Annotated in this window: 22 protein-coding genes; 21 read left to right on the top strand and 1 reads right to left on the bottom strand. The window is 64.8% G+C overall.

Features of this window, described 5'->3' with window-relative positions; all coding sequences use genetic code 11:
• Nucleotide 1: 1 nt before the first annotated feature.
• The 21 genes from ybaK to eutC all read left to right on the top strand — a co-directional run bounded on the left by ybaK (nucleotide 2) and on the right by eutC (nucleotide 21,142).
• Nucleotides 2–493, top strand: a complete 492-nt coding sequence (gene ybaK / locus ACQ4WY_RS10170; protein ID WP_436503879.1) for a Cys-tRNA(Pro) deacylase — start codon at nucleotides 2–4, stop codon at nucleotides 491–493.
• 109 nt (nucleotides 494–602) lie between these two features.
• Complete coding sequence (gene plsY / locus ACQ4WY_RS10165; RefSeq protein ID WP_436503878.1) at nucleotides 603–1,247, top strand: glycerol-3-phosphate 1-O-acyltransferase PlsY; 645 nt, start codon at nucleotides 603–605, stop codon at nucleotides 1,245–1,247.
• A 90-nt stretch (nucleotides 1,248–1,337) separates the two neighbouring features.
• A complete protein-coding gene (locus ACQ4WY_RS10160; protein WP_436503877.1) occupies nucleotides 1,338–2,000 on the top strand; it encodes a DsbA family oxidoreductase in 663 nt (220 codons plus the stop codon).
• A gap of 70 nt (nucleotides 2,001–2,070) precedes the next feature.
• Entirely contained in the window at nucleotides 2,071–2,361 is a 291-nt protein-coding gene (locus tag ACQ4WY_RS10155) for a DUF427 domain-containing protein (protein WP_436503876.1), read from the top strand.
• Nucleotides 2,362–2,405: 44 nt separating this feature from the next.
• Nucleotides 2,406–3,365, top strand: a complete 960-nt coding sequence (locus ACQ4WY_RS10150) for a DUF2157 domain-containing protein (RefSeq protein ID WP_436503875.1) — start codon at nucleotides 2,406–2,408, stop codon at nucleotides 3,363–3,365.
• Between the two features lie 5 nt (nucleotides 3,366–3,370).
• Nucleotides 3,371–5,023: a GDYXXLXY domain-containing protein gene (locus tag ACQ4WY_RS10145; protein ID WP_436503874.1), complete on the top strand. Its 1,653-nt coding sequence runs from the start codon at nucleotides 3,371–3,373 to the stop codon at nucleotides 5,021–5,023.
• 41 nt (nucleotides 5,024–5,064) lie between these two features.
• Nucleotides 5,065–6,309 (top strand): metal-dependent hydrolase, encoded by a 1,245-nt coding sequence (locus ACQ4WY_RS10140; RefSeq protein WP_436503873.1) that lies wholly within the window; start codon nucleotides 5,065–5,067, stop codon nucleotides 6,307–6,309.
• Between the two features lie 105 nt (nucleotides 6,310–6,414).
• On the top strand, nucleotides 6,415–8,166 hold the full coding sequence (locus ACQ4WY_RS10135; RefSeq protein WP_436503872.1) for a cation:proton antiporter domain-containing protein: 1,752 nt from the start codon (nucleotides 6,415–6,417) through the stop codon (nucleotides 8,164–8,166).
• A gap of 69 nt (nucleotides 8,167–8,235) precedes the next feature.
• Nucleotides 8,236–9,144, top strand: a complete 909-nt coding sequence (locus ACQ4WY_RS10130; protein ID WP_353660099.1) for an ion transporter — start codon at nucleotides 8,236–8,238, stop codon at nucleotides 9,142–9,144.
• 38 nt (nucleotides 9,145–9,182) lie between these two features.
• On the top strand, nucleotides 9,183–10,163 hold the full coding sequence (locus tag ACQ4WY_RS10125; protein ID WP_353660100.1) for a 3-oxoacyl-[acyl-carrier-protein] synthase III C-terminal domain-containing protein: 981 nt from the start codon (nucleotides 9,183–9,185) through the stop codon (nucleotides 10,161–10,163).
• Nucleotides 10,164–10,173: 10 nt separating this feature from the next.
• Nucleotides 10,174–11,211: an NAD-dependent epimerase/dehydratase family protein gene (locus tag ACQ4WY_RS10120; RefSeq protein WP_353660101.1), complete on the top strand. Its 1,038-nt coding sequence runs from the start codon at nucleotides 10,174–10,176 to the stop codon at nucleotides 11,209–11,211.
• The gene (locus ACQ4WY_RS10115) at nucleotides 11,204–12,034 is read left to right on the top strand and encodes an MBL fold metallo-hydrolase (RefSeq protein WP_436503871.1); all 831 of its coding nucleotides are present in this window, start codon (nucleotides 11,204–11,206) and stop codon (nucleotides 12,032–12,034) included. The genes ACQ4WY_RS10120 and ACQ4WY_RS10115 overlap by 8 nt, the downstream gene beginning before the upstream one ends.
• On the top strand, nucleotides 12,031–13,344 hold the full coding sequence (locus ACQ4WY_RS10110) for a F390 synthetase-related protein (protein ID WP_436503870.1): 1,314 nt from the start codon (nucleotides 12,031–12,033) through the stop codon (nucleotides 13,342–13,344). The genes ACQ4WY_RS10115 and ACQ4WY_RS10110 overlap by 4 nt, the downstream gene beginning before the upstream one ends.
• The gene (locus ACQ4WY_RS10105; protein WP_436503869.1) at nucleotides 13,341–13,979 is read left to right on the top strand and encodes a phosphatase PAP2 family protein; all 639 of its coding nucleotides are present in this window, start codon (nucleotides 13,341–13,343) and stop codon (nucleotides 13,977–13,979) included. The genes ACQ4WY_RS10110 and ACQ4WY_RS10105 overlap by 4 nt, the downstream gene beginning before the upstream one ends.
• The gene (locus tag ACQ4WY_RS10100; protein WP_436503868.1) at nucleotides 13,976–15,091 is read left to right on the top strand and encodes a sterol desaturase family protein; all 1,116 of its coding nucleotides are present in this window, start codon (nucleotides 13,976–13,978) and stop codon (nucleotides 15,089–15,091) included. The genes ACQ4WY_RS10105 and ACQ4WY_RS10100 overlap by 4 nt, the downstream gene beginning before the upstream one ends.
• A complete protein-coding gene (locus ACQ4WY_RS10095) occupies nucleotides 15,088–16,203 on the top strand; it encodes a fatty acid desaturase family protein (protein WP_436503867.1) in 1,116 nt (371 codons plus the stop codon). The genes ACQ4WY_RS10100 and ACQ4WY_RS10095 overlap by 4 nt, the downstream gene beginning before the upstream one ends.
• Nucleotides 16,204–16,270: 67 nt before the next feature.
• Nucleotides 16,271–16,825, top strand: coding sequence for a GbsR/MarR family transcriptional regulator (locus ACQ4WY_RS10090; RefSeq protein ID WP_219132852.1), 555 nt, complete (start codon nucleotides 16,271–16,273; stop codon nucleotides 16,823–16,825).
• Nucleotides 16,822–17,466 (top strand): DUF4166 domain-containing protein, encoded by a 645-nt coding sequence (locus ACQ4WY_RS10085; protein ID WP_436503866.1) that lies wholly within the window; start codon nucleotides 16,822–16,824, stop codon nucleotides 17,464–17,466. Before ACQ4WY_RS10090 ends, ACQ4WY_RS10085 begins: the two co-directional genes overlap by 4 nt.
• Entirely contained in the window at nucleotides 17,463–18,926 is a 1,464-nt protein-coding gene (locus tag ACQ4WY_RS10080; protein ID WP_436503865.1) for a TIGR01777 family oxidoreductase, read from the top strand. The genes ACQ4WY_RS10085 and ACQ4WY_RS10080 overlap by 4 nt, the downstream gene beginning before the upstream one ends.
• Before the next feature lie 44 nt (nucleotides 18,927–18,970).
• Nucleotides 18,971–20,359: an ethanolamine ammonia-lyase subunit EutB gene (locus tag ACQ4WY_RS10075; protein ID WP_436503864.1), complete on the top strand. Its 1,389-nt coding sequence runs from the start codon at nucleotides 18,971–18,973 to the stop codon at nucleotides 20,357–20,359.
• Nucleotides 20,360–20,368: 9 nt separating this feature from the next.
• On the top strand, nucleotides 20,369–21,142 hold the full coding sequence (gene eutC, locus ACQ4WY_RS10070) for an ethanolamine ammonia-lyase subunit EutC (protein WP_436503863.1): 774 nt from the start codon (nucleotides 20,369–20,371) through the stop codon (nucleotides 21,140–21,142).
• Here eutC and tsaD read toward each other — a convergent pair whose 3' ends face one another.
• Nucleotides 21,143–22,183, bottom strand: a complete 1,041-nt coding sequence (gene tsaD / locus ACQ4WY_RS10065) for a tRNA (adenosine(37)-N6)-threonylcarbamoyltransferase complex transferase subunit TsaD (RefSeq protein ID WP_436503862.1) — start codon at nucleotides 22,181–22,183, stop codon at nucleotides 21,143–21,145.

Below are 22,183 nucleotides of genomic sequence, written 5' to 3'. Positions count from 1 at the left end.
CATGGCTAAAAAAGAGCATATTTCCGAAACCCAGGCGACGCAGCTGCTGCGCAAGCATCAAGTTTCCTTCGAAGAGCACCCGTATCCGTACGAGGAACACGGCGGCACCAGCGTCTCGGCGCGCGAACTGAGCGTGCCCGAACACGCGGTGATCAAGACCCTGGTGATGCAGGACGAAGCGGCCAAGCCGATGATCGTGCTCATGCATGGCGATTGCAAGGTGTCGACCAAAAATCTGGCGCGCGCCATCGGCTGCAAGGCCGTCGAGCCGTGCAAGCCCGAAGTGGCGCAGCGTCATTCCGGCTACATGATCGGCGGCACCTCGCCCTTCGGCACGAAGAAGGCCATGCCCGTGTATGTGGAGCAATCGATCCTGGCGCTCGACCGCATCTATATCAATGGCGGGCGGCGCGGTTTTCTCGTCTCGCTGGCGCCGCAGGTGCTGGTTGATTTGTTGCAAGCCAAGCCGGTGCAGTGCGCCTTGCAGGATTAAGTTTCAGATTAAGAAAACCAGGCCCCGCCCTGTCCGTAGGCGGGGCGCTGGTGTATATTCTGCTGCGCCAGCCTCGATGCTGGTGTAATAAACACAATAAAGGGAAGAAATGAATCCAGTAATCACAACCGTGGCAATGACAGTGGCCGCTTACTTGCTCGGCTCGATATCGTTTGCCGTGGTGATGAGCAAGGCCTACGGCATTGCCGATCCGCGCACCTATGGCTCGAAAAATCCGGGCGCCACCAACGTGCTGCGCAGCGGCAACAAGGGCGCGGCCATCATGACCCTGCTGGGCGATGGCGCCAAGGGCTGGCTGGCCGTATTCCTGGCCGACCATTTTTCCACCACGCTGGGCGTGGGCGACACGGCCGTGGCCCTGGTGGCCATCGCCGTCTTCCTCGGTCATTTGTGGCCCGTGTTCTTCCGCTTCGTCGGCGGCAAGGGCGTGGCCACGGCCCTTGGTGTGTTGCTGGGCATTAATCCATGGCTGGGCCTGGCAACCCTGGCTACCTGGCTGATCATCGCCTATGCCTTCCGCTATTCCTCGCTGGCCGCCCTGGTGGCCGCCCTGTTCGCGCCGTTTTACTATGGCTTGCTGTTCGGCGTCGATCCGATCTTGCTGGCCGTCATCGTGATGAGCGTGCTGCTGGCTTACCGCCACAGCCAGAACATCGCTAACTTGCTCTCTGGCAAGGAAAGCAGGATCGGCGGCAAGAAGGACGCGGCCAAGGCCGCTGGCAAGAAGAAGTAAGCGCTTGATTTCCCGCGGCCCGCACGCATATGCTGTGCTTGCGGCGCCGCGCGGTGCGGCCGCCACCGACTCGCGCAAAGGTTGCCCACCATGACTGTTTCCACCACTCCCACTCCCGTCCGTATCGATTTCGTTTCCGACGTTTCCTGTCCCTGGTGCGTGGTCGGCCTGAAATCGCTGGAGCAGGCGCTGGACAAGCTGCAAGACACCGTCCAGGCCGACATCCACTTCCAGCCTTTCGAACTGAACGCCAATATGCCGCCCGAAGGCGAGGATATCGGTGAACACATCGCCCGCAAATACGGTTCCACCCCGGAACAGATGGCGCAGTCGCGCGAAGCGATCCGCGCGCGCGGCGAGCAGCTGGGCTTTACCTTTGCCATGGACAAGCGTGGCCGCATCTACAACACCTTCGATGCGCACCGTTTGCTGCACTGGGCCGCGCTGGAAGGGCGCCAGAAGGCATTGAAAATGGCGCTGTTCGATGCCTATTTTACGCAGGGCCAGGATCCGTCCTCGCACGAGGTCTTGCTGGCCGTGGCTGGCAAGGTAGGGCTGGACACCGTCAAAGCGGCCGAGGTGCTGGCATCGCATGCCTATGCGGACGAGGTGCGCGCGCAAGAGCAGTTCTACCAGCAGAACGGCATCAACTCGGTGCCCGCAGTCATCATCAACGAGCGTCACCTGATTTCCGGCGGCCAGCCGCCCGAAGTGTTCGAGCAAGCCTTGCGCCAGATCATCGCCGGCGCTTAAGCGGGGCGCCAACGGCGCGCGCCATGGCAGACTTTTTGCGCTACACTCGGCGCAGAAGGAGGATAATCAAATGCCAACAGCCAGCTGGAATGGCGCCGTCATCGCGCAAGCCACCGATGCGCAGGTGCAAGTCGTTGAAAACAATGTATATTTTCCTTTGTCAAAGGTGACGCAGGAGTATCTGCGTCCCAGCAGCCACACGAGCATCTGCCCGTGGAAGGGCACGGCCAGCTATTACGACCTCGTCGTCGATGGCCGGACGAATGCCAACGCGGCCTGGTATTACCCCCAGCCCAAGGATGCCGCCAAGCAAATTGCCGGCCACGTCGCCTTCTGGCGCGGCGTGAGCATTGAACGCTGACCTTACTTCCCCGATTTCCTGACAATTCAAACAGAAAGCAGACGATGGATTTACGCCTCGCCGTGTACCAACTCGCCTCGGACTATGCGCTCGATGCCCAACAAACCCGGCAGTTGCAGGAAGTGGCCGGCTTCCAGCGCGAACCGGCGCGCCTTGCCTACTGGCTGCCGCGCGGCGTGGCCGTGCTGGGCGCCGCGCTGCTGGGCATGGGCTTGATCTGCTGGGTCGCCGCCAACTGGGAAGACCTGGGCCGCATGGGCCGCTTTGCCCTGCTGCAAGGGGTGTTTGCCGCTACCTGCGTGGGCGCCTTCGCCGTACCCAAGGCGCGCGTGCCCTTGCTGTTGCTGGCCTTGCTGGCCATCGGCGGCCTGTTCGCGTATTTCGGCCAGACCTACCAGACAGGCGCCGATCCGTGGCAGCTGTTCGCCCTGTGGGCCGCGCTGGCGCTGCCCCTGTGTCTGGTGGCGCGCAGCGATGTGCTGTGGACGCCGTGGATGTTGGTGCTGGCCACGGCCGCCACCTTGTGGATGCAGGCGCATGCGCAGCACAGCTGGCGCATCGATTCGGCCGATCTGAGCATTTTTGTCAGCGGCTGGCTGGCCGTGCTGATCGCCTGTGCGTTCGTCTCGCCCCTGCTGGCGCGCTGGACGGGCGCAGGCAGCTGGGCCTTGCGCCTGGGGCTGGTGCTGGCCACCATCCTCATCACGGGCACGGCCGTCAGTGCCTTGTTCGGCGGCGAGATCGAATCGCCGTACTGGGCAGGATTGGGCTTGCTGGCCGTCGCCGGCGTTTTGCTGGCCACGCGCCGCTACTTTGACGTGTTCGGACTGAGCGCCGTCGCGCTGGGCCTGAATATCTTGCTCGTGGGTGGCCTGGCGCGCGTGCTGCTTCGTGGAGGAGGCGATGGCGTCGGCAAGCTGGTTATGCTGGGCTTGCTGGCTGCCGTGCTGCTGGCGCTGACCGTGCAAGGCATCCTGTGGCGCACGCGCCGGGAGGCAGCATGAATAATATGAATAGTCAGCGAGCCGATGCGCTCGCCACCCTGATCGACGACGCCACGCGCACCGGCCTGTTGCCGCCCGATGCCACCCGGCCGGTGCAGGATGTACGGCCGTGGCCGCTGGTGCTGATGACGGCCTTCGGCGCCTGGCTGGCCGCCATTCCCCTGATGATTGCGCTAGGCGTGGGCCTGGAAAGCGTCGTGCGCCACGGTCCTGGCGCGTATGTCGTGGCCGCCATCGTGCTGGTGGCGGCCGTGCTGCTGATCCGCGCGCGCGGCGTGCCGCTGTTTGTCGAGCAACTGGCCGTGCCCTGCCTGCTGGTGGGCGGCGGCTTGCTCGGCTATGCCCTGTTCCGCGACTATTCCACGCAGACGGCTTCCCTGCTGCTGTGCCTGACGTGTCTGCTGGCGGCCGCCGCCTTGCCGCGCGACTGGCTGCGTGTGCTGCTGGGACTGGTCGCCTGCGGCTTGCTGGGGCTGGGCATCGTCGACAGCACGCGCGACTGGATTTTCGAGAACGACCCCACGGAACTGTATCTGGCCTGGATGCTGGCCCTGGCCCTCTGGCTGGGCGCCCACTGGCTGCAGAAGCAGGCCTTCGACGATGGCCGTGGCGCGCCCATCGCCGCCTTCCTGGAATCGCTGTCGACGGGGTGGGTCTTGGCAATTTTGCTGGGTCTGGTCTTCTGGTCCGGCATGACCTTCATGCTGGGCGGCGCGCTGGGCAATGGTTTTGCCGGCGACGTGGCGCGCGAAGTGACCCGGCACCAGGCCGGGGCCTGGTATGCGCAGGCGTTGAATGGGGTGTCGCTCGTGCTGGCCACGGCAGCCGCCGCCTGGACGGGATGGCGCTGGCCGGCGTTGCGCCAGTTGCCCGCCATCGGCGTGGGGCTGGTGCTGATCGTGCTGGCGTGGTTCATGCCGGCGCTCGGTCCCGTGCTGCTGATCCTCGCGTATTGTTTGACGAGCGGGCGCTCGCGCGTGGCCGTGGCGGCCGCGCTGGCGGCAGCGTGGATACTCGGCAGCTTTTATTACCAGCTGGCCTGGCCGCTGGCCAGCAAGGCGGCGCTGCTGGCCGTGGCCGGCGCCGTGCTGTGCGCCCTGTCGTGGCTGGCCATGCGTGGCGCCGTGCTGCACCTGGTGGAAAGCAAACCGGCGGGCGTGGCCACCGAACGCCGCGCCGCGCGCCTGGGTGTGCTGGGGGGCTTGCTGCTGGTGTTGCTGGTCGCCAACGGCGGCATCTGGCAAAAAGAGCAGCTGATCGCCAAAGGAGAAGTGATCTACGTGGCGCTGGAACCCGTCGATCCCCGCTCGCTGATGCAGGGTGATTACATGCGCCTCAATTTCGTCAACCTGGGCGTCCTCTCCACTTTGGCCAGCGTGGACAGGGCGCCTGGCCGGCCCCTCGTGGTGGCCACGCGCGATGCGCGCGGGGTAGCCGAGCTGCAGCGCCCGTACACCAAAGAAGCTTTGGTGCCCGGGGAATTCCTGCTCGAACTGACGCCGAAGGATGGGCGCTGGGTACTGGTCAGCGATGCCTGGTTCTTCAAGGAAGGCGAGGCGGCGCGCTGGGAAAAGGCCCGTTATGGCGAGTTCCGCGTGCTGCCCGATGGCCGTGCCTTGCTGGTGGGCATGCGCGGCGAGCAGCTGGAGAAGCTGTAGCACAAGAGCACGCCGGGGCGGCCATCCTGTAAAATTGCCCGATGGATAATATTACGCATTCGGTCATCGGCCTCGGGGTCGGCGAACTGGTACACCGCAGCCTGCCGCCCGAGCCGCAAGCCCCTGCCCAGCGCACCCGGCGCGCGCTGTTTCTGTTTACCGCCTGGTTTGCCAGCAACGCGCCCGATCTGGACCTGGTACTCACCCGCTTGCTGCCGCGCCCGTTCGGCTACATGTTGCACCACCGTGGCCATACGCACACCTTGCTGCTGGCCTTGCCGCAAGCGCTGCTGTTGCTGGCTTTGCTGTGGCTGCTGTGGCCTGGCGCGCGCCGGCTGCTGAAAAGCAGCGTGCCCGCCCGGCTGGGCCTGGCGGCTTGTTTGCTGCTGGGATTCTGCTTGCACATGGGCATGGATTTCCTCAATTCCTATGGCTTGCACCCGTTCTATCCCTTCAACAGCCGCTGGCTGTATGGCGACATGGTCTTCATTGTCGAGCCCATGTTCTGGGTCTTGCTGGGCGTGCCCGTGATTATGTCCTTGCACTACGGCATCGTCAAAAGCGTGCTGCTGGCGGCCTTGGCGGCGGCCCTGTGCTTCTTCACCCATAAAACCTATCTGGCGCCCGCCTCGCTGGCGATTCTGCTGGGGCTGGGCGTGATCCTGGCCGTGCTGCAGGGGCGTGCCGGCGAGCGGGGGCGCGGACCGCTGCTGCTGGCCTTCGCGCTGGCTGCCACTTTTATTGGCACGCAGGGCATGGCCTCGGCCATCGGCCGTAGCCGCATCGAGGCGGCCGTGCAGCGCCTAGACCCCGGCACGCGTGTGTGGGATGTGGCGATGACGGCGTTTCCCAGCAATCCCCTGTGCTGGATCTATGTATCGCTCGACAGCAAGACGGACGTGTACACCTTGCGGCGCGGCACCCTGAGCCTGCTGCCCGGGTCGCTGGCGCCCGCCGCCTGCCCGGCCGGGCTGGCCGAAACGGGCAAGCAAGGGCAGCAGCTGGCGCCCGGCATTGCTGTGTCCGCCCAGGTGGCGGGCAGCCTGGCGACCTTGCGCGCCTTGCAGTCGGACAATTGCTATGTCGACGCCTGGTTCCGCTTTGCCCGCATGCCCAGCTTGAATGCGGGCAAGCTGACGGATGTGCGTTTCAATCCCGGCATGTTGCCCAACTTTACGACGGTGGAACTGCAACAGTTCCGTAGCCGGCCGTGTCCCGCCTACGTGCCGGGTTGGGGCCGCCCCCGTGCGGACATGCTGGCGCCGCCGCCAGCGGATACCCAGTAGTGTAAGTATTGCTTTGTGGAAAAATATTGTGTGTGCACTGACTTCGCCATGGCCGCGCATGCGACACTAGCAATTCAGCATTGATGTTATTAAGTTAGGATTATCTTGGAAGAGCAACACGCCTTACCTTATTTGCGAGAAACCCTGCTGTTTCTCGCCCTGGCCGGGATTTTTATTCCGCTATTGCAACGCCTGAAGGTCAATCAGGTCCTCGGCTTCCTTGCTGTCGGCGCCCTGTTCGGCCCCTTCGGCTTCGGCCTGTGGGCCGGTGACTTCACGTGGCTGACGTATTTTTCGTTCGTGCGTGCCGAGCAAGTCAGCGGCCTGGCCGAACTGGGCGTGATGTTTTTGATGTTCATGATCGGACTGGAACTGTCGACGGAACGGCTGTGGGCGCTGCGGCGCTGGGTGTTTGGTGCGGGCGTGGGGCAGGTGGCAGTCAGCGCCTGTCTGATCGGCAGTGTCGTGTATTACTTTGGCCTGTCGCTGGAAGCGTCCATCGTGCTGGGTCTGGTGCTGTCGCTATCGTCCACGGCCGTGGTGATGCAGCTGCTTACCGATCAGCGCTCCCTGCAAACGCCAGCTGGCCAGGCGGGCTTTTCCATCTTGATGTTCCAGGATTTGATGGTGGTGCCGCTGTTCATCCTGATCGATGTCTTCGCCAGCGGGCGCAGCGACGACCTGGCGTATCTGCTCAGTTTTGCGGCCGTGAAATCGGCGGGCGCCATCCTGCTGATCTATCTGTTGGGACGCAGGGTCATCCGCCCGCTGTTCCAGTTTTTCGTCAAGAAACGCCAGCCGGACGTGTTCATGGCCCTGACCCTGCTCAGCACCCTGGGCATCGCGGGCCTGACGTACCTGGCGGGCCTGTCGATGGCGCTGGGCGCCTTGCTGGCCGGCCTGCTGCTGGCGGAGACGGAATTTCGCCACGAAGTGGAAGTAACGATCGAGCCCTTCAAGGGTTTGCTGATGGGGCTGTTCTTCATGTCCGTGGGCATGCAGATCGACGTGCGCGAAATCCTCAAGTCGCCGGTTTTGATTCCCTTGGCCGTGCTGAGCCTGTTTGCGCTGAAGACCCTGGTCATCAGCGTGATTTTCCGCATCGGCGGCTTTCACTGGGGGCGCGCCGTGGAAACGGGCGTGCTGCTGGGGCAGGGCGGCGAGTTCGCCTTCATCGTCGTCGCGTATGCACTCGGTACCAAGCTGATCGGCCCGCCGGTGGCGCAGTTCGTCATGCTGGTGGTGGGCCTGAGCCTGTTCGCCACGCCGGCGCTGGCGAAGGCGGCGCGCGCTTTCGGCAACTGGTGGGAAAAGCGCCACCACCATCAACTGGCCGACCTGGCGCATGGCGCGCTGCCGCCGCAGGGCAGCACCGTCATCATCGCCGGTTTCGGCCGGGTGGGGCAGTTGCTGGCCAAGGTGCTGACGGAGCAGGATATCGCGTATGTGGCGATTGAAAATGATGCGCGGCTGGTGACGACCCTGCATCCGCGCGGTTTCCCCGTGTATTTTGGCGATGCGTCGCGCGCGGAATTATTGCAAAAGGTGAATGCGGACCGGGCTGCCGCCGTGGTGCTGACCATGGACCATGCGGCGTCCGTGCTGCATGCCGTGAAATCGATCCGCCGCGAATATCCGCAGCTGCCCGTGTATGCGCGGGCTCGCGACGAGGCGCATGCCGTGGCCCTGATACAGGCGGGCGCCACTCTGGTCGTGCCCGAGGCGCTGGAATCGGCGCTGCAACTGACGGCCACCGTGCTGCATACGGTGGGCCTCTCGGAAGCGCGCACGACGGACATCGTGCAAGCGGAGCGCGACCGGCGCAATGCCGTGTTGCTGGCGAAAAAGCTGTCGTAGTGCAAGCGTGCGTGTCGTCGTGCTTTGTAAATTATCTATACAATAATAGTATATGAGCACACTAATCACATGAAAGCCGCGACGAAGAGCGGAGCGGCGCCCTTGACGCCGCAGCAGCTGGCGGCCCAGGAAACGCAGCAAAAATATGGCAAGCCCGAGCGGGGCTGGCGCGAGCAGGTGTACACCGTCATTTTCGAGGCGGAAACGCGCACGGGCCGCGCCTTCGATTTGCTGCTGATCGCCGCCATCCTGATCAGCGTGACGGTGGTCGTGCTCAGCAGTGTCGCCTCCGTGGCCGAGCGCTATGGCACCTGGCTGACGGCGCTGGAATGGTTTTTTACTATTTTATTTACCATCGAATATTTTGCCCGCCTGGCGTGCCTGAAGCATCCGGTGCGCTACGCCAAGAGTTTTTTCGGCATTATCGACTTGCTGGCCATCGTGCCGACCTACATCGGCTTGCTGCTGCCAGGCGCGCACGTGCTGATCGACGTGCGCATTTTGCGCCTGCTGCGCATGTTCCGTATCCTCAAGCTCACGTCCTATGTGCATGAATACACGGTGCTGGGGCGGGCCTTGCTGGCCAGCCGGCGCAAGATCCTCATTTTCTTGTCTTTCGTCATGATGGTGGTCTTTCTGCTGGGTACTGTGATGTATGTCGTGGAAGGGCCGGATAACGGTTACAGCAGTATCCCCACGTCGATATACTGGGCCATCAGCACCATGACCACGGTCGGTTTCGGCGATATCACGCCGCGCACCGACATCGGGCGCACCATCGCTTCGCTGATGATGCTGCTCGGCTGGGGCATCCTGGCAGTGCCTACCGGCATTATCAGCGCCGAAATGACGGTACAGCGCAGTTCCAAGCTGGTCACCACGCGTACCTGCCCCACGTGCCTGAAAGAAGGGCTCGATGACGATGCCAATTTCTGCAAGAACTGCGGTGTTGCATTGCCGCCGCTGGCACGCGATTAATTCATAAACCGTATTTACTTTACTTTTTTAAGGCCAACATGATTCCAGTTCGCCTGATCGCGACGGGCAAAGCCGTGCCGTCGCATAGCGTGACTTCCGCAAGCCTGGACCTGAAACTGGGCCATCCGGCCGGCTACACCCTGCGCAAGAGCGGCGTGCTGTCGCGCTTTGTCGCTGCGCCCGATGAATCGCAAAGCCAGCTGGGCGCCGCCGCCTTGCTCGACGCGCTGAAGAACGCCAGCCTGCGTCCGGCCGACATCGATCTTTTGATCTGCGCCTGCGGCGTGCCCGAGCAAGCCTTGCCGAACACGGCCTGCTTCGTTGCCGAACATGCAGGCTTGCCGCCAGGCACGCAAAGCTTCGACGTCAACGCCAGCTGCCTCAGTTTCATGGCGGCCTTCCGCGTGGCCGCGTCCATGCTGGCCGGCGGCGCCTACCGGCGCATCGCCATCGTTTCGTCCGACCTCGCCTCGCGCGGCGTCGACTGGAGCGAGCCAGAAGCGTCGATGATCTTTGGCGACGGCGCCGCCGCCGTCATCGTCGAGCGGGGCGATGGCAGCGCCGGCATCCGCGCTTACAAGATGGGTACGTATCCGGAAGGGCGGCGCTACTGCGAAATTCGCGGCGGCGGTACCGAGCGCAACCCGCGCAATGGCTGCGAACCGGGCGACTATCTGTTCCGCATGGATGGCAAGGCCGTGTTCCGCCTGGCCGTCAAGGTGATGCCGGATTTCCTCACGGAACTAATGCAGGAATCGGGCGCGGGACTGGAAAAAGTCGACGTGGTCGTGCCGCACCAGGCCAGCCCATTGGGGCTCGCGCATGCGGCGCGCATCCTTGACGTTCCCGATGCTAAAATCATCAAGATCTTTGAAACGCATGGCAACCAGGTGGCCGCGTCCTTGCCTACCGCCCTGCACGAGGCGGTGATGACGGGGCGGGCCGTGGCAGGCCAGCGTTTGCTGATGATGGGCACGGCCGCAGGCCTGACCATCGGCGGCATGATTCTTGACCTGTGAAGGTGGTGTGATGAGGCGGATACTGGTCACGGGAGCGACGGGCGGGCTGGGGCGCAATGCCGTGCGCACCCTGCTGGCGCAGGGCGTGGAAGTGCGCGCCACGGGCCGCAACGCTGCTGTCGGCCGCGAACTTGAACGCATGGGTGCGCAATTCGTCGCGCTTGATCTGGCGCAAGCATCGCCGCGCCAGGTCGACGAGCTGGTGCGCGGCATGGACACCGTCTGGCACTGCGCCGCGCTGTCGTCGCCCTGGGGCCCCGAGCGCGACTTCATCGCCGCCAACGTCACGGCCACTGCCCAGCTGCTGCGCGCGGCCGCCAGCCTGCACGTGGCGCGCTTCGTGCACATCTCCACTCCGGCCATCTATTTCGATTACCACAACCGCTACGACGTGCCGGAAACCTTCCGCCCCGATGCCTTCGTCAACGCGTATGCGCGCAGCAAGGCCATGGCGGAAAAGCTGGTGCAGGAGTCCGTCGACCGCCACCGCGGCATGACCTGCGTGATCCTGCGCCCGCGCGCCATCTTCGGCCCGCACGACCAGGTGCTGATCCCGCGCCTGGCGCGCGTGCTGGAACAGCGCGGCGGCAAGCTGCCACTGCCCAACGGCGGGGCGGCCACCATCGACATCACTTATGTCGACAATGTCGTGCATGCGATGTGGCTGGCCACCGTACACAAGACCATCGTTTCCGGCGCTGCCTTCAACATCACGAATGGCGAACCGGCGCGCCTGTGCGACATCTTGCGCACGCTGTTCTGCGAGCATCTGCAGCAGCCGTTCGAGATCGTCAGCGTGCCGTATCGCGTGCTGGCGCTGCTTGCCCGCCTGATGCAGTTCGCCTCGCGCTTCACGCGCCGTGAGCCTTCCCTCACGCCCTACAGCATCGGCGCGCTCAGTTTCGACATGACGCTCGATAACGCCAAGGCGCGCAAGGTGCTCGGCTACCGTCCCATCGTCAGCCTGCAGGAAGGCATCGCCCTGACGGCGCAGTGGATGCGCCAGGAAGCGGCGGCGCACAAGGTGGGCAAGGAGCGCAATGGCTAGCATCACCGCGTTTCGCGTCGGCCACTGCACGCATCCCTCCTGCATGGTCTTGAAAGGCAGCGGGCTGGCCAGCCGCTGCTTTCCCTCGCGCGCCTACCTGATCGAGACGCGCGCGGGCCTGTACCTGTGGGACACCGGTTACGCCGAGCACTTTCGCGCCGCCACGTCGAAAGGCGTGTACCGCATGTATGCGTGGGTGACGCCGATTTCGTTTGACGAGAAAGAATCCCTGCAGGGCCAGTTGCGCGCGCATGGCGTATCGCCGGGCGATATCCACACCTTGCTGCTGTCGCACTTCCACGCCGACCATATCGCCGGCCTGCGCGACTTTCCCGGCGCGCGGCTGATGGCGTCGCAAACGGGCTGGGATGCCGTGCGCAGCCTGTCCGGCGTGGCCGCCGTGCGCCAGGCCTTCGTGCCCGAGCTGCTGCCGAACGATATGTCGGATCGATTGAGTTTTGTCGAAAGCGTGCCCGAGACGGCCTTGCCGGCCGCCCTGCTGCCGTTTACGCACGGGCGCGACGTCAGCGGCACGGGCGAGATCTATATCGTCGACTTGCCCGGCCACGCCATCGGCCATCTCGGCGCCTTCGTGTTGCAGGAGGGCGGCTGGACCTTGCTGGCGTCGGACGCGGCCTGGGTGCCGGAAAGTTTTCAGCAGCTGCGCGGGCCATCGGAACTGTCGTTCATCATCCAGCACAAGCGCGCGCCGTACTACGCCACCTTGAACCGGCTGCACCAGTTGCACCAGTCGGGCAATGCGCAGATCCGTATCACGCATGAAGACACGGTCGACTATATTACCGTAGCGGGCCGCCCGTGAAGCGTATTTTCTGGCTGTTATTGGCGTACTGGCGCACGCGCCGCCTGCGTTTTGCGGACCGCGCGCAGCTGGACGCCTACCAGCAGCGGCAACTGGCCCGTTTCATCGATACCTTGTGTGCGCGCAGCAGTTACTTTGCGCCGTACCGCAGCTTGCCCCTGGCGCAGTGGCCAACCATGAACAAGGCGCTGATGCTCGAACATTTCGATACCATGAATACCGAGGGGGTGACTTTGGCGCAGGCGATGGATGCGGCCATGGCGGCCGAGCATAGCCGCGACTTCACGCCCGCCGTCGGTGACATCACGGTGGGCCTGTCGTCGGGCACCTCGTCGCAGCGCGCCGTGTTTACCGTCAGCCCCCGCGAAAAGGCGCAATGGGCGGGCGTGATGCTGGCCAAGGCGCTGCCCGACGGCCTGTTTTCCGGCGAACGGGTCGCGCTGTTCCTGCGCGCGAACAGCAATCTGTACACGGCCGTGCGCTCGCCGTGGCTGACCTTTGCCTTCTACGACCTGTTCGAACCGTTCGACAGCCTGTGCGCGCAGCTGGCGCAATATCGGCCCTCCGTCATCGTCGCGCCGGCGCAGGTGCTGCGCCAGCTGGCCTTGCGCGTCATCGATGGCAGCCTGGCGCTGGCGCCGAAAAAAGTCATCTCGGTGGCCGAAGTGCTGGAAGCCCAGGACCGCGCGCTGATCGTGCAGGCGTTTGGTGCCGTGCATGAAATCTACCAGGCCACCGAGGGTTTCCTCGCCAGCAGCTGCGAACACGGTGTGCTGCACCTGAACGAGGAATATGTGCACATCGAGCCGCAGTGGCTCGATGGGGAACAGCGTCGCTTCGTGCCCGTGATTACCGACTTTACGCGCATCACGCAGCCCATCGTGCGCTACCGCCTGGACGACATCCTGATCGCGCGCGCCACGCCATGCCCGTGCGGCCGCGCCACGCGCGCCATCGATGGCATCGAAGGGCGCTGCGACGACATGCTGTTCTTGCCATCCCTACCATCCATGTTGTCGGCGAACGGCGGCGCCCCCGTCGCCGTGTTTGCCGACGTGCTGACGCGCGCGTTCGCGCAAGCCTTGCCGCCGGACGCCGACTACCGCCTGCTGCAATCGGGCGACGCGTCCTTGCAGCTGCACGCGGCCCTGGACGACGCCGGCCTGGCCGCCCTGCGCGATCACCTGGCAACGGTGCTGCGCGGCCTGGGCGTGGCCGCCGATGGCCTGGCCTGGACGACGAGCGGCGAACTGCCTCCCTTTGACCCCACCATGAAACGGCGCCGCATCCGGCGCCTTGCGACCGCATGAACCCTTCTTCCATGACTGTACGCCGCCGCCTGCTGCATTTGCTGGCCGGCTGGGGCAGCGTCGGCCTCGTGTATTTTTCCAGCGACCTGCTGCAAGGGCAGGGAGTGCTGCTGCCCGAGACGGGCATCGACCGCGCTATTGCCTACAGCGACTCCGCCATCTGGCTGTACCTGTCCTTCTTTATCCTGATCCCGTACGCCTACCTGGCGGCCGAAGCGGCGAGGGTGCGCTGGCTGGCGCGCGCCATGGCGCTCTCCGCCCTGGCCTGCGGCGTGGTCTTCCTGCTGTATCCGACCACCCTCGCGTATCCGCCTGTGGGTGAGGGCAGCGCCTGGAGCACGCAGGCGCTGCGCATGCTGCAGGCGGCGGACTCCACGCAAAACTGCCTGCCTTCGCTGCACGGCGCCCTGACCTTGCTGTGCGTGTGGGCCTTGTGCGACAGGCGCCACATGGTGCGCTCCGCGCTGGCCGTGGTGCTGGGCCTGGCCATCTGCTACGCCATCATCGCGCTGCGCCGGCACGTGAGCATCGACCTGGCCGCCGGCCTGTTTGTTGGCATCGCTGGCGGCATGCTGGCCAAAATACAGGTATCCTTGGCTGCCCGCCGCGCCGTTTCCATAAAAACCGCACCATGATGAATCCTTTTGCCCTGTCGTTTTTGATCATGCTGGCCTTTGTGCTGGCCGAACTGCTGATCCTGAAATGGGTGCGCAAGACACCCGTGCCGTGGAAGGACGTGATCTTCAACCTCAATTCCGGGCATATATTGATGTGGGTGTTCCGCGGTGTGGAAGTGGCGGCCTTCGCCCTGTTGCTGCGCCATGTGAACCTGCACATCGTCGACCAGTGGCCGGTGGTGGCGCAATGGGTGTTCGCTTTTTTTGCCTGGGACCTGTGTTTTTACTGGATGCACCGGCTGCACCATAAAATCCCCTTGCTGTGGGCCGTGCACGTGGTGCACCACCAGGGCGAGCATTTCAACCTGTCGCTGGGTGTGCGCAATTCCTGGTATTCGTCGCTGACGAATTTTCCCTTCATCGCCATCCTGGCTGTGCTGGGCGTGCCGCTGGAAATCTTCCTCGTCGTCTCGTCCCTGCATTACACGGTGCAGTTCTATAACCACAATGCGCTGGTGAACAAGTCCGGCATCCTTGATAAATTCATGGTCACGCCTTCGCACCATCGCGTACACCACGGCACCGACAAGCGCTACATCAACCGCAATTTCGGCGGCACCCTGCTGCTGTGGGACAGGCTGTTCGGCAGCTTCCAGCCCGAACTCGAGGGCGTGGAAATGCGCTATGGCGTGAAGGGCATGACGCCCACGCACAACCCCCTGTTGGCCAGCAACGGAAAGCTGTTCAAATGGCTGCGCGCACGCTTCCCCCACTGGCGGTCGCGCGGCACTTTCGAGGTGCCCGAAGTGTTCATCGGCAGCGGCGGCGTGATCTTGTTTGGCCTGGTGATCTATTACGTCAACCATGAAGCGGCGCTGGCGGGCGCGCAGCAAGCCATCCTGTTCGCGCTGATTTTTGGCGGCACCCTGGCGCTGGGCGGCCTGTCGGATGCGCGCCGTTGGGGCGCCGTCGCCTGGGTCGCCATCGCCCTGGCCATGCCGGCCCTGTATCTGGGCTGGTATGGCGCGCGCGATGTGTGGGGCATGGTCTTCCTGGCCGCGCTGCTGGCGCATGGCCTGGACGGCGCGCGCCGCCTGTGGTGGCCTGCGGCGGCCAGGACGCGCGCGTGACGCCTGTCCCTCCTTTGCCGCCGCTGCGCTTCCGGCCCGCGCGCGATTCCGCCTTCCGCCGCGAACTGCGCACGCGCGCCGACGCCTATCTGGCGGATGAAGGAAAGCACCGCTTTGGCGACGCGCGGCTGCATGCGAAAACCATCTTCCTGGCCACGCTGACGGTGGGGCTGTATGCGCTGGCCTTGAACGCCGACAGCACCTGGCCGTTTGTCGTCAGCTATGTGGCTTGCCTGGTCGTGGCCATGGCGCTGGCCATGAACACCTTGCACGATGCGGCCCACAGCGCCGTTTTCCGCCAGGGAGCCTGGAACCGCATCCTGATCCGCCTGGTGGGCTTGCCCGTGGGCGTGGATACGGATTTCTGGACCATCCGCCACGTGCATTTTCATCACACGTATGCCAACGTGGAGGGCTATGACCTCGACACGGAACCGAATCCCTTCCTGCGCCAGACGCCGTACCAAAGCTGGTCGCCCCAGTACCGCTATCAATACCTGTACTGGCCCGTGGTGGCGGCCCTGTCGCTGCCGTATTTGAACTGGTATGGCGACTGGCTCGATCGCTTCGGCAAGACGCCCGTGGCCGCGCACAGCCGCCTGCAGGGCTGGCGCGGCTGGCTGTCGTTCCTGGGCTGGAAACTGGGCCACGTGGCGCTGGTGCTGGCGCTGCCCATGTGGGTGCTGCAGCAGCACGGCATGGGCTGGGGCGTGGTGCTGGGTGCGTATTTCGTGGGCCAGATGATCGCCTCGTGCGCACTGGTGGCGCTGATCCTCGGCACGCACTGGGCTGAAGTAGAGTTTTTCCAGCCGGGGCAAGACGGTACCCTGCCGCACGACTGGTACCAGCACACGTTTTATACGGCGTGCGACTGGACGCCGAAACCGCGCCGCCTGCGCTGGCTAGGCTACTGGCTCGGCGGCTTGAATCTGCACCTGACGCACCATTTGTTCCCCACCTGGAACCACCGCCACTACCCGGCGCTGGCGCGCATCCTGGCTGAACTGGCGCCGCGCCACGGCCTCGTGTACCGCGAACTCGGTTACGGCCAGCTGCACGCCTCGCAGCAAGCGTTCCTGCGCGCCATGGGCCAGCCACCCGCTCACACCTGACGAATCGTGCTTGACTCGGTTTCCGTTCCATCTTACATTTCTGTAACGACAGAAATAAGAGAAAATCATGGAGCTGAGTCCCACCACGCAAAAGTACATACTCCATTGGGGGGAAATGGGTACCCGCTGGGGCGTCAACCGCACGGTGGCGCAAATTCACGCGCTGCTGTTCCTTGCCAACGAACCGCTGACGGCGGAAGATATCGCGGCCAGCCTGAACGTGGCCCGCTCGAACGTCAGCAACAGCCTGAAGGAATTGCAAAGCTGGGGCCTGGCGCGCATCACGCACGTGATGGGAGACCGGCGCGACCACTTCGTCGCTCTGCAGGATGTGTGGGAAATCTTCCGGGTCATCATGGAAGAGCGCAAGCGGCGCGAGATCGATCCCACCCTGACGGTGCTGCGCGAATGCGCGATCGAGGGCGAGCACGATGCGGCCATTCCACCGGCCACCCTGGAGCGCATGGGCGAAGTGCTGGCTTTCCTGGAAATGCTCAGCAGCACCTACAGCGATTACAAGAACCTGCCGCCGGCGACCCTGCAGCGCATGCTGTCGATGGGCGGCAAAGTGGCCAAGTTCCTCAGCCCGGAAGAAAAACCTGGCAAGCGCGGAAAATCATGAACGGCCCCTCTGAAGGAGAACTGTTCAAGAAGGTGATGGGCGAACAGTGGCTCACCCTGCATCCGGATATCCGCCGCCGCTTCGAGAAAAATCCCGCGCCGGGCCAGCCCCTGTACTACCGGGGTGCGCTCAGTGAACTGACCAGTTCGCGCCTGGGCAAGGTGCTGGGATGGCTGACGCGCCCCTTCATCGATGGCGCCCTGATTCCGTACGACGACCACGACTTCCCCGTCGATATCGAAGTCTATTCGCGTCCTGGCTGCCCCTTCATCTTCAAGCAGCGCACCTATCGCCTGCATGGTCGCGCGCCGATCCGCTTCACCTCCTACATGGCTGAAAGCGCGAAGGGGGAAGTGCTCGAATACGTCGGCATGGGCCTGGGCATGAAGCTGGTACTGCATGTCGAGGATGGCAACCTGCACTTCACCAGCGACGGTTATTTTTGGGATATTTTCGGCTGGCGGATGCCGCTGCCCGGCGTGCTCACGCCCGGCAAGACCTATCTGTGCCACCGCAACGAGACGCCGCAGCAGTTCAATATCCGCATAGAGATCTGCCACGCCCTGTTCGGCACCACGTTTACGCAAGTGGGCGTGTTCCGCGAATCCGCCGCACCGGAGCATCACAAGGAGACACCATGAATACGCATTTGCTGGCCCTGCAACTGATGGCGGCGCAAGGCTGCCTGGGCGCCTTCGACACCATCTATCACCATGAAATCACGGAGGCGCTGCCGCAAAAGGCGTCGGCACGCCTCGAATTGACCATCCACGCGACCCGCGCCCTGATCTACAGCCTGCTGTTCGTGGGCCTGGCGGCGTGGGAGTGGCATGGCGCCTGGGCCTGGGTCCTGGTGATCGTGTTTGGCGTGGAAATCGTGCTGACCCTATGGGACTTCGTTGTGGAAGACCAGACCCGCCTCTTGCCCGCCACCGAGCGGGTCACGCATACGGTGCTGGCGATCAACGCGGGCGCCTTCATCGCGCTGCTGGCATTGAACAGCAGCGAGTGGGCGAGCTTGCCGACGGCCCTCGTGTGGCAGCCGTATGGCTGGCTCAGCGTCTTCCTCGCCCTGTGCGGCGTGGGCGTGGGCTTGTCCGGCCTGCGCGACGCGTATGCCGTGTGGCAGCTGGGCCGGCGCAAGGTGCAGGAGAAGCAAGAGCAAGAGGAGCGCCTGCGCTTTGCTGCCGCGCCGCAGTCCGTGCTGGTGACGGGCGCCACGGGTTTCATCGGCCAGCAGTTGGTCAGCGCCTTGCTGGCCGACGGCCATGCGGTGACGGTGCTGACGCGCCAGCCGAAACAGGCCGCGTGGACGTTCGACGGCCAGGTGCGCTGCATCCGGTCGCTGGACGACTTGGCGGATGCGCAAGGCATCGACATGGTGGTCAACCTGGCCGGTGCACGCATTGTCGGGAAGCGCTGGACGGACGCGCGCAAAGCGACCTTGCGCCGCAGCCGCGTGGCGCTGACGCAGGACCTGGTAGCGTGGATCGCCCGCGCGCAACACAAGCCACGGGTGCTGCTGTCGGCATCGGCCATCGGCTATTACGGCGTGCAGCCGCAGGGCGACGCGACGGAATTGGCTGAAGACAGCGCGCCGCAAGCCATCTTCATGTCGCAGCTATGCCAGGAATGGGAAGCGGCCGCGCACCAGGCGGAGCGCTACGGCGTGCAGGTGGGCTGCATGCGCTTCGGCCTCGTCTTCGGTCACCAGGGTTCGCTGCCGCAGATGCTCTTGCCGATCCGCTTCGGCGTTGGCGGCCCGCTGGGCAGCGGCAAGCAGTGGGTCACGTGGGTGCATGTGCGCGACGTCATCCGCGGCATCGCCCACCTGGCGCGCCGCAGCGAAGCACAGGCAGTGGGCGGCGCCTACAACTTCTGCGCGCCGGAAGCCATCGAGCAGCGCCGCTTCGCCCAGGTGGCGGGTGCGGTGCTGCACCGCCCAAGCTTCATGCCCACGCCGGCCTTCGTCATGCGCGCCTTGCTGGGCGAGCAGGCGGACTTGCTGGTGGAAGGCCAGCGGGTCGCACCGCGCCGGATGCTGGCTGACGGCTTTGTCTTCCGCCATCCGCAGCTGGAAGGGGCGCTGCGCAGCCTGTAGCCTGGCGTAGAATGGGGCATTGGAGATGCCTTGGAGCACAAGCTATGCCCCGCTTCAGCCATACGATAGACAGCCATACCTATGCGTTCGCCAGCCTGAAGGAGCTGCTGGCGAAGGCCACGCCGCCCCGTTCGGGTGACGTGCTGGCCGGTGTGGCGGCGGCCAGCGCGCGGGAGCGGGTGGCGGCGCAGCTGGCGCTGGCGGACGTTCCGCTATCGCTGTTCCTCAACGAGGCGCTGGTGCCGTATGAAGACGATGAAGTCACGCGCCTGATCATCGACTCGCATGCGCGCGCCGCCTTTGCGCCTATCTCTCACCTGTGCGTGGGCGATTTCCGCGACTGGCTGCTCGATGATGCGACGGATACGCAAACGCTGGCCCGCGTCGCCGCCGGCATCACGCCGGAAATGGCGGCGGCCGTCTCGAAGCTGATGCGCCTGCAGGACCTGGTGCTGGTGGCCCGCAAGTGCAAGGTCGTCACGGCCTTGCGCAATACCCTGGGCCTGGCGAGCCGTTTGTCCACGCGGCTGCAGCCGAACCACCCGACGGACGACGCCACGGGGATTGCCGCCTCCATCCTCGATGGCCTGCTGCTGGGCAGCGGCGACGCCGTGATCGGCATCAATCCCGCCACCGACAATGTGGCGCAGGTGGTCTCGCTGCTGCACCTGCTCGACGCCGTCATTGGCCAGTACCAGATTCCCACCCAGTCGTGCGTGCTCACGCACATCACCAATACCCTCGAGGCGATACGCCGCGGCGCGCCCGTCGACCTGGTGTTCCAGTCGGTGGCGGGCACGCAGGCGGCCAACCGCAGCTTCGGCATCGACCTGGCGCTGCTGGCCGAGGGACAGGCGGCGGCCCTGTCGCTGGGGCGCGGCACGGTGGGCAACAACGTCATGTATTTCGAGACGGGGCAGGGCAGCGCCCTGTCGGCCGGCGCGCACCACGGCATGGACCAGCAGACGTGCGAAGCGCGCGCGTATGCGGTGGCGCGCGCGTATCAACCGCTGCTGGTCAATTCGGTGGTGGGTTTCATCGGCCCTGAATACCTGTACGACGGCAAGCAGATCATGCGCGCTGGGCTGGAAGACCATTTCTGCGCCAAGCTGCTGGGGCTGCCCATGGGCTGCGACGTGTGCTACACCAACCATGCGGAAGCGGACCAGGACGACATGGACGCTTTGCTGACCATGCTGGGCGTGGCTGGCTGCAATTTCATCATGGGCGTGCCGGGCGCGGACGACATCATGCTTGGCTACCAGAGCACCTCGTTCCACGACGCCCTGTATGCGCGCCGCGTGCTGGGCTTGCGTCCTGCGCCCGAATTCGAGGCCTGGTTGGCGCGCATGCAGATCACCGATGCGCAGGGCCGCCTGAGTGCGGTACCGGCGCCGGCCTTCCAGGCGGCCCTGCTGCGCCTGGACACCTAGGAGGTAGGCATGGACGGGAACAATCCGTGGCAAGCGCTGCGCGCGCATACGGCGGCGCGCATCGCGTTGGGATGCCGCGGCGTGAGCGTGCCGACCAGCGCGCAGCTGGCGTTCCAGCTGGCCCACGCGCGGGCGCGTGACGCTGTGCACCTGGCGCTTGACGGCGAGGCCCTGGCACGCGCCTTGGCCGCGCAGGGGCAAGACTGCGTGCAGCTGCATAGCGCCGCCGCCACGCGCGCCGAATATCTGCAGCGGCCAGACCTGGGGCGCCGGCTCGATGACGTTTCATGCGCGCGGCTGGCCGCCGCTGCTACGGGCATCGACCTGGCGCTGGTGGCAGCTGATGGCCTGTCTGCGCTGGCCGTGCAGCGCCACGCGGCGCCGTTCCTGGCCGCCTTGCGCGAACGGCTGGTGCTGGAAGCGTGGACGCTGTCGCCGGTACATATCGTGGCGCAGGGAAGGGTGGCCATCGGCGACGAGGTGGGGCAATTGCTGCAGGCGAAGGCTGTGCTGGTGTTGATCGGCGAGCGGCCGGGCCTGAGTTCCCCGGACAGCCTGGGCCTGTACCTGACGTGGGCGCCGACAGTGGGTTTGCGGGACGAGCGCCGCAACTGCATCTCGAACGTGCGCCCCGAGGGGCTGGCGTATGCGCAGGCGGCGTACCGGCTGCACTATCTGCTGTCGCAGGCGTTCAGTCGGCAGTTGTCGGGCGTGGAATTGAAGGATGAGACGGTGGCGGAGGGCGCGGCCCTGGCGGGCGCGCGCAACTTCCTGCTGGAGTGATCAGACTTCGCGGATCTCGTCCAGCGGCCAGCGCGGGCGCACGTTGAACGAGTAATCGCGCTTGGCGGCGTCGGGATTGATTTGCAGGCGCATGGCGCCCGCGAAGGCGATCATGGCGCCGTTATCGGTACAGAATTCCAGCTCCGGGTAATACACCTTGAAGCGTTTCTTGGCGGCGGCCGCATTGAGCGAAGCGCGCAGTTGTGCGTTGGCGCCCACGCCGCCGGCGATCACCAGGCGTTTCAAACCCGTGTGCTTGAGGGCCGACACGCATTTGGCCGTCAGCACGTCGACGATGGCGTCGACGAAGCCGCGCGCGATATTCGCCTTGTCCTGCTCGCAGATATTGGCGATGACTTTTTCTTCATGGTTCTTCACCACCGTCAGCACGGCCGTTTTCAGGCCGGAGAAACTGAAATTGAAATCCTTCGAGTGCAGCATGGGGCGTGGCAGTTTATACGCCAGCGGGTCGCCGAATTCGGCCAGGCGCGAAATGGCGGGGCCGCCCGGATAACCGAGGCCCAGCAGCTTGGCCGACTTGTCGAACGCCTCGCCAGCCGCATCATCGAGCGTTTCGCCCAGCATCGTGTACTGGCCCACGCCATCGACGCGCATCAACTGCGTATGGCCGCCCGACACCAGCAGGGCGATGAAGGGGAATTCCGGCGGCTCGGATGCCAGCAGCGGCGACAGCAGATGGCCTTCCAGGTGGTGGATGCCGAGCACCGGCTTGTTGATGGCCAGGCCCAGGCTGCAGGCAACGGAGGACCCCACCAGCAGCGCGCCGGCCAATCCCGGGCCTTGCGTGTAGGCGATGGCATCGATCTCGGGCAGGGTGATGCCGGCCTTGGCCAGGGTTTCTTCCAGCAGCGGGATGGCGCGGCGGATATGGTCGCGCGACGCCAGTTCCGGCACCACGCCGCCATATTGCTCGTGCATGGCTACTTGCGAGTAGAGGGCGTGCGACAGCAGGCCGCGTTGCGTGTCGTACAAGGCCAGGCCGGTTTCGTCACAGGAGGATTCGACGCCAAGAACAATCAT

Origin of the sequence: Janthinobacterium salmonicoloratum (genome assembly GCF_051380845.1) — a bacterium.
Classification (GTDB): Bacteria; Pseudomonadota; Gammaproteobacteria; order Burkholderiales; family Burkholderiaceae_D; genus Janthinobacterium; species Janthinobacterium lividum_F.
The sequence above is the reverse complement of the archived record's forward strand: the minus strand, read 5'-3'. Positions and strand labels throughout refer to the sequence as shown.

Excerpts from the sequence above, each read along its gene's own strand:
- plsY (WP_436503878.1), top strand. The coding sequence starts at position 603 with ATGAATCCAGTAATCACAACCGTGGCAATGACAGTGGCCGCTTACTTG.
- ACQ4WY_RS10145 (WP_436503874.1), top strand. The coding sequence starts at position 3,371 with ATGAATAGTCAGCGAGCCGATGCGCTCGCCACCCTGATCGACGACGCC.
- ACQ4WY_RS10090 (WP_219132852.1), top strand. The coding sequence starts at position 16,271 with ATGGAGCTGAGTCCCACCACGCAAAAGTACATACTCCATTGGGGGGAA.
- eutC (WP_436503863.1), top strand. The coding sequence starts at position 20,369 with ATGGACGGGAACAATCCGTGGCAAGCGCTGCGCGCGCATACGGCGGCG.
- ACQ4WY_RS10075 (WP_436503864.1), top strand. The coding sequence starts at position 18,971 with ATGCCCCGCTTCAGCCATACGATAGACAGCCATACCTATGCGTTCGCC.
- ACQ4WY_RS10155 (WP_436503876.1), top strand. The coding sequence starts at position 2,071 with ATGCCAACAGCCAGCTGGAATGGCGCCGTCATCGCGCAAGCCACCGAT.
- ACQ4WY_RS10085 (WP_436503866.1), top strand. The coding sequence starts at position 16,822 with ATGAACGGCCCCTCTGAAGGAGAACTGTTCAAGAAGGTGATGGGCGAA.
- ACQ4WY_RS10130 (WP_353660099.1), top strand. The coding sequence starts at position 8,236 with ATGAAAGCCGCGACGAAGAGCGGAGCGGCGCCCTTGACGCCGCAGCAG.
- ybaK (WP_436503879.1), top strand. The coding sequence starts at position 2 with ATGGCTAAAAAAGAGCATATTTCCGAAACCCAGGCGACGCAGCTGCTG.
- ACQ4WY_RS10105 (WP_436503869.1), top strand. The coding sequence starts at position 13,341 with ATGAACCCTTCTTCCATGACTGTACGCCGCCGCCTGCTGCATTTGCTG.
- ACQ4WY_RS10150 (WP_436503875.1), top strand. The coding sequence starts at position 2,406 with ATGGATTTACGCCTCGCCGTGTACCAACTCGCCTCGGACTATGCGCTC.
- ACQ4WY_RS10115 (WP_436503871.1), top strand. The coding sequence starts at position 11,204 with ATGGCTAGCATCACCGCGTTTCGCGTCGGCCACTGCACGCATCCCTCC.
- ACQ4WY_RS10080 (WP_436503865.1), top strand. The coding sequence starts at position 17,463 with ATGAATACGCATTTGCTGGCCCTGCAACTGATGGCGGCGCAAGGCTGC.
- ACQ4WY_RS10140 (WP_436503873.1), top strand. The coding sequence starts at position 5,065 with ATGGATAATATTACGCATTCGGTCATCGGCCTCGGGGTCGGCGAACTG.
- ACQ4WY_RS10125 (WP_353660100.1), top strand. The coding sequence starts at position 9,183 with ATGATTCCAGTTCGCCTGATCGCGACGGGCAAAGCCGTGCCGTCGCAT.
- tsaD (WP_436503862.1), bottom strand. The coding sequence starts at position 22,183 with ATGATTGTTCTTGGCGTCGAATCCTCCTGTGACGAAACCGGCCTGGCC.
- ACQ4WY_RS10120 (WP_353660101.1), top strand. The coding sequence starts at position 10,174 with ATGAGGCGGATACTGGTCACGGGAGCGACGGGCGGGCTGGGGCGCAAT.
- ACQ4WY_RS10160 (WP_436503877.1), top strand. The coding sequence starts at position 1,338 with ATGACTGTTTCCACCACTCCCACTCCCGTCCGTATCGATTTCGTTTCC.
- ACQ4WY_RS10100 (WP_436503868.1), top strand. The coding sequence starts at position 13,976 with ATGATGAATCCTTTTGCCCTGTCGTTTTTGATCATGCTGGCCTTTGTG.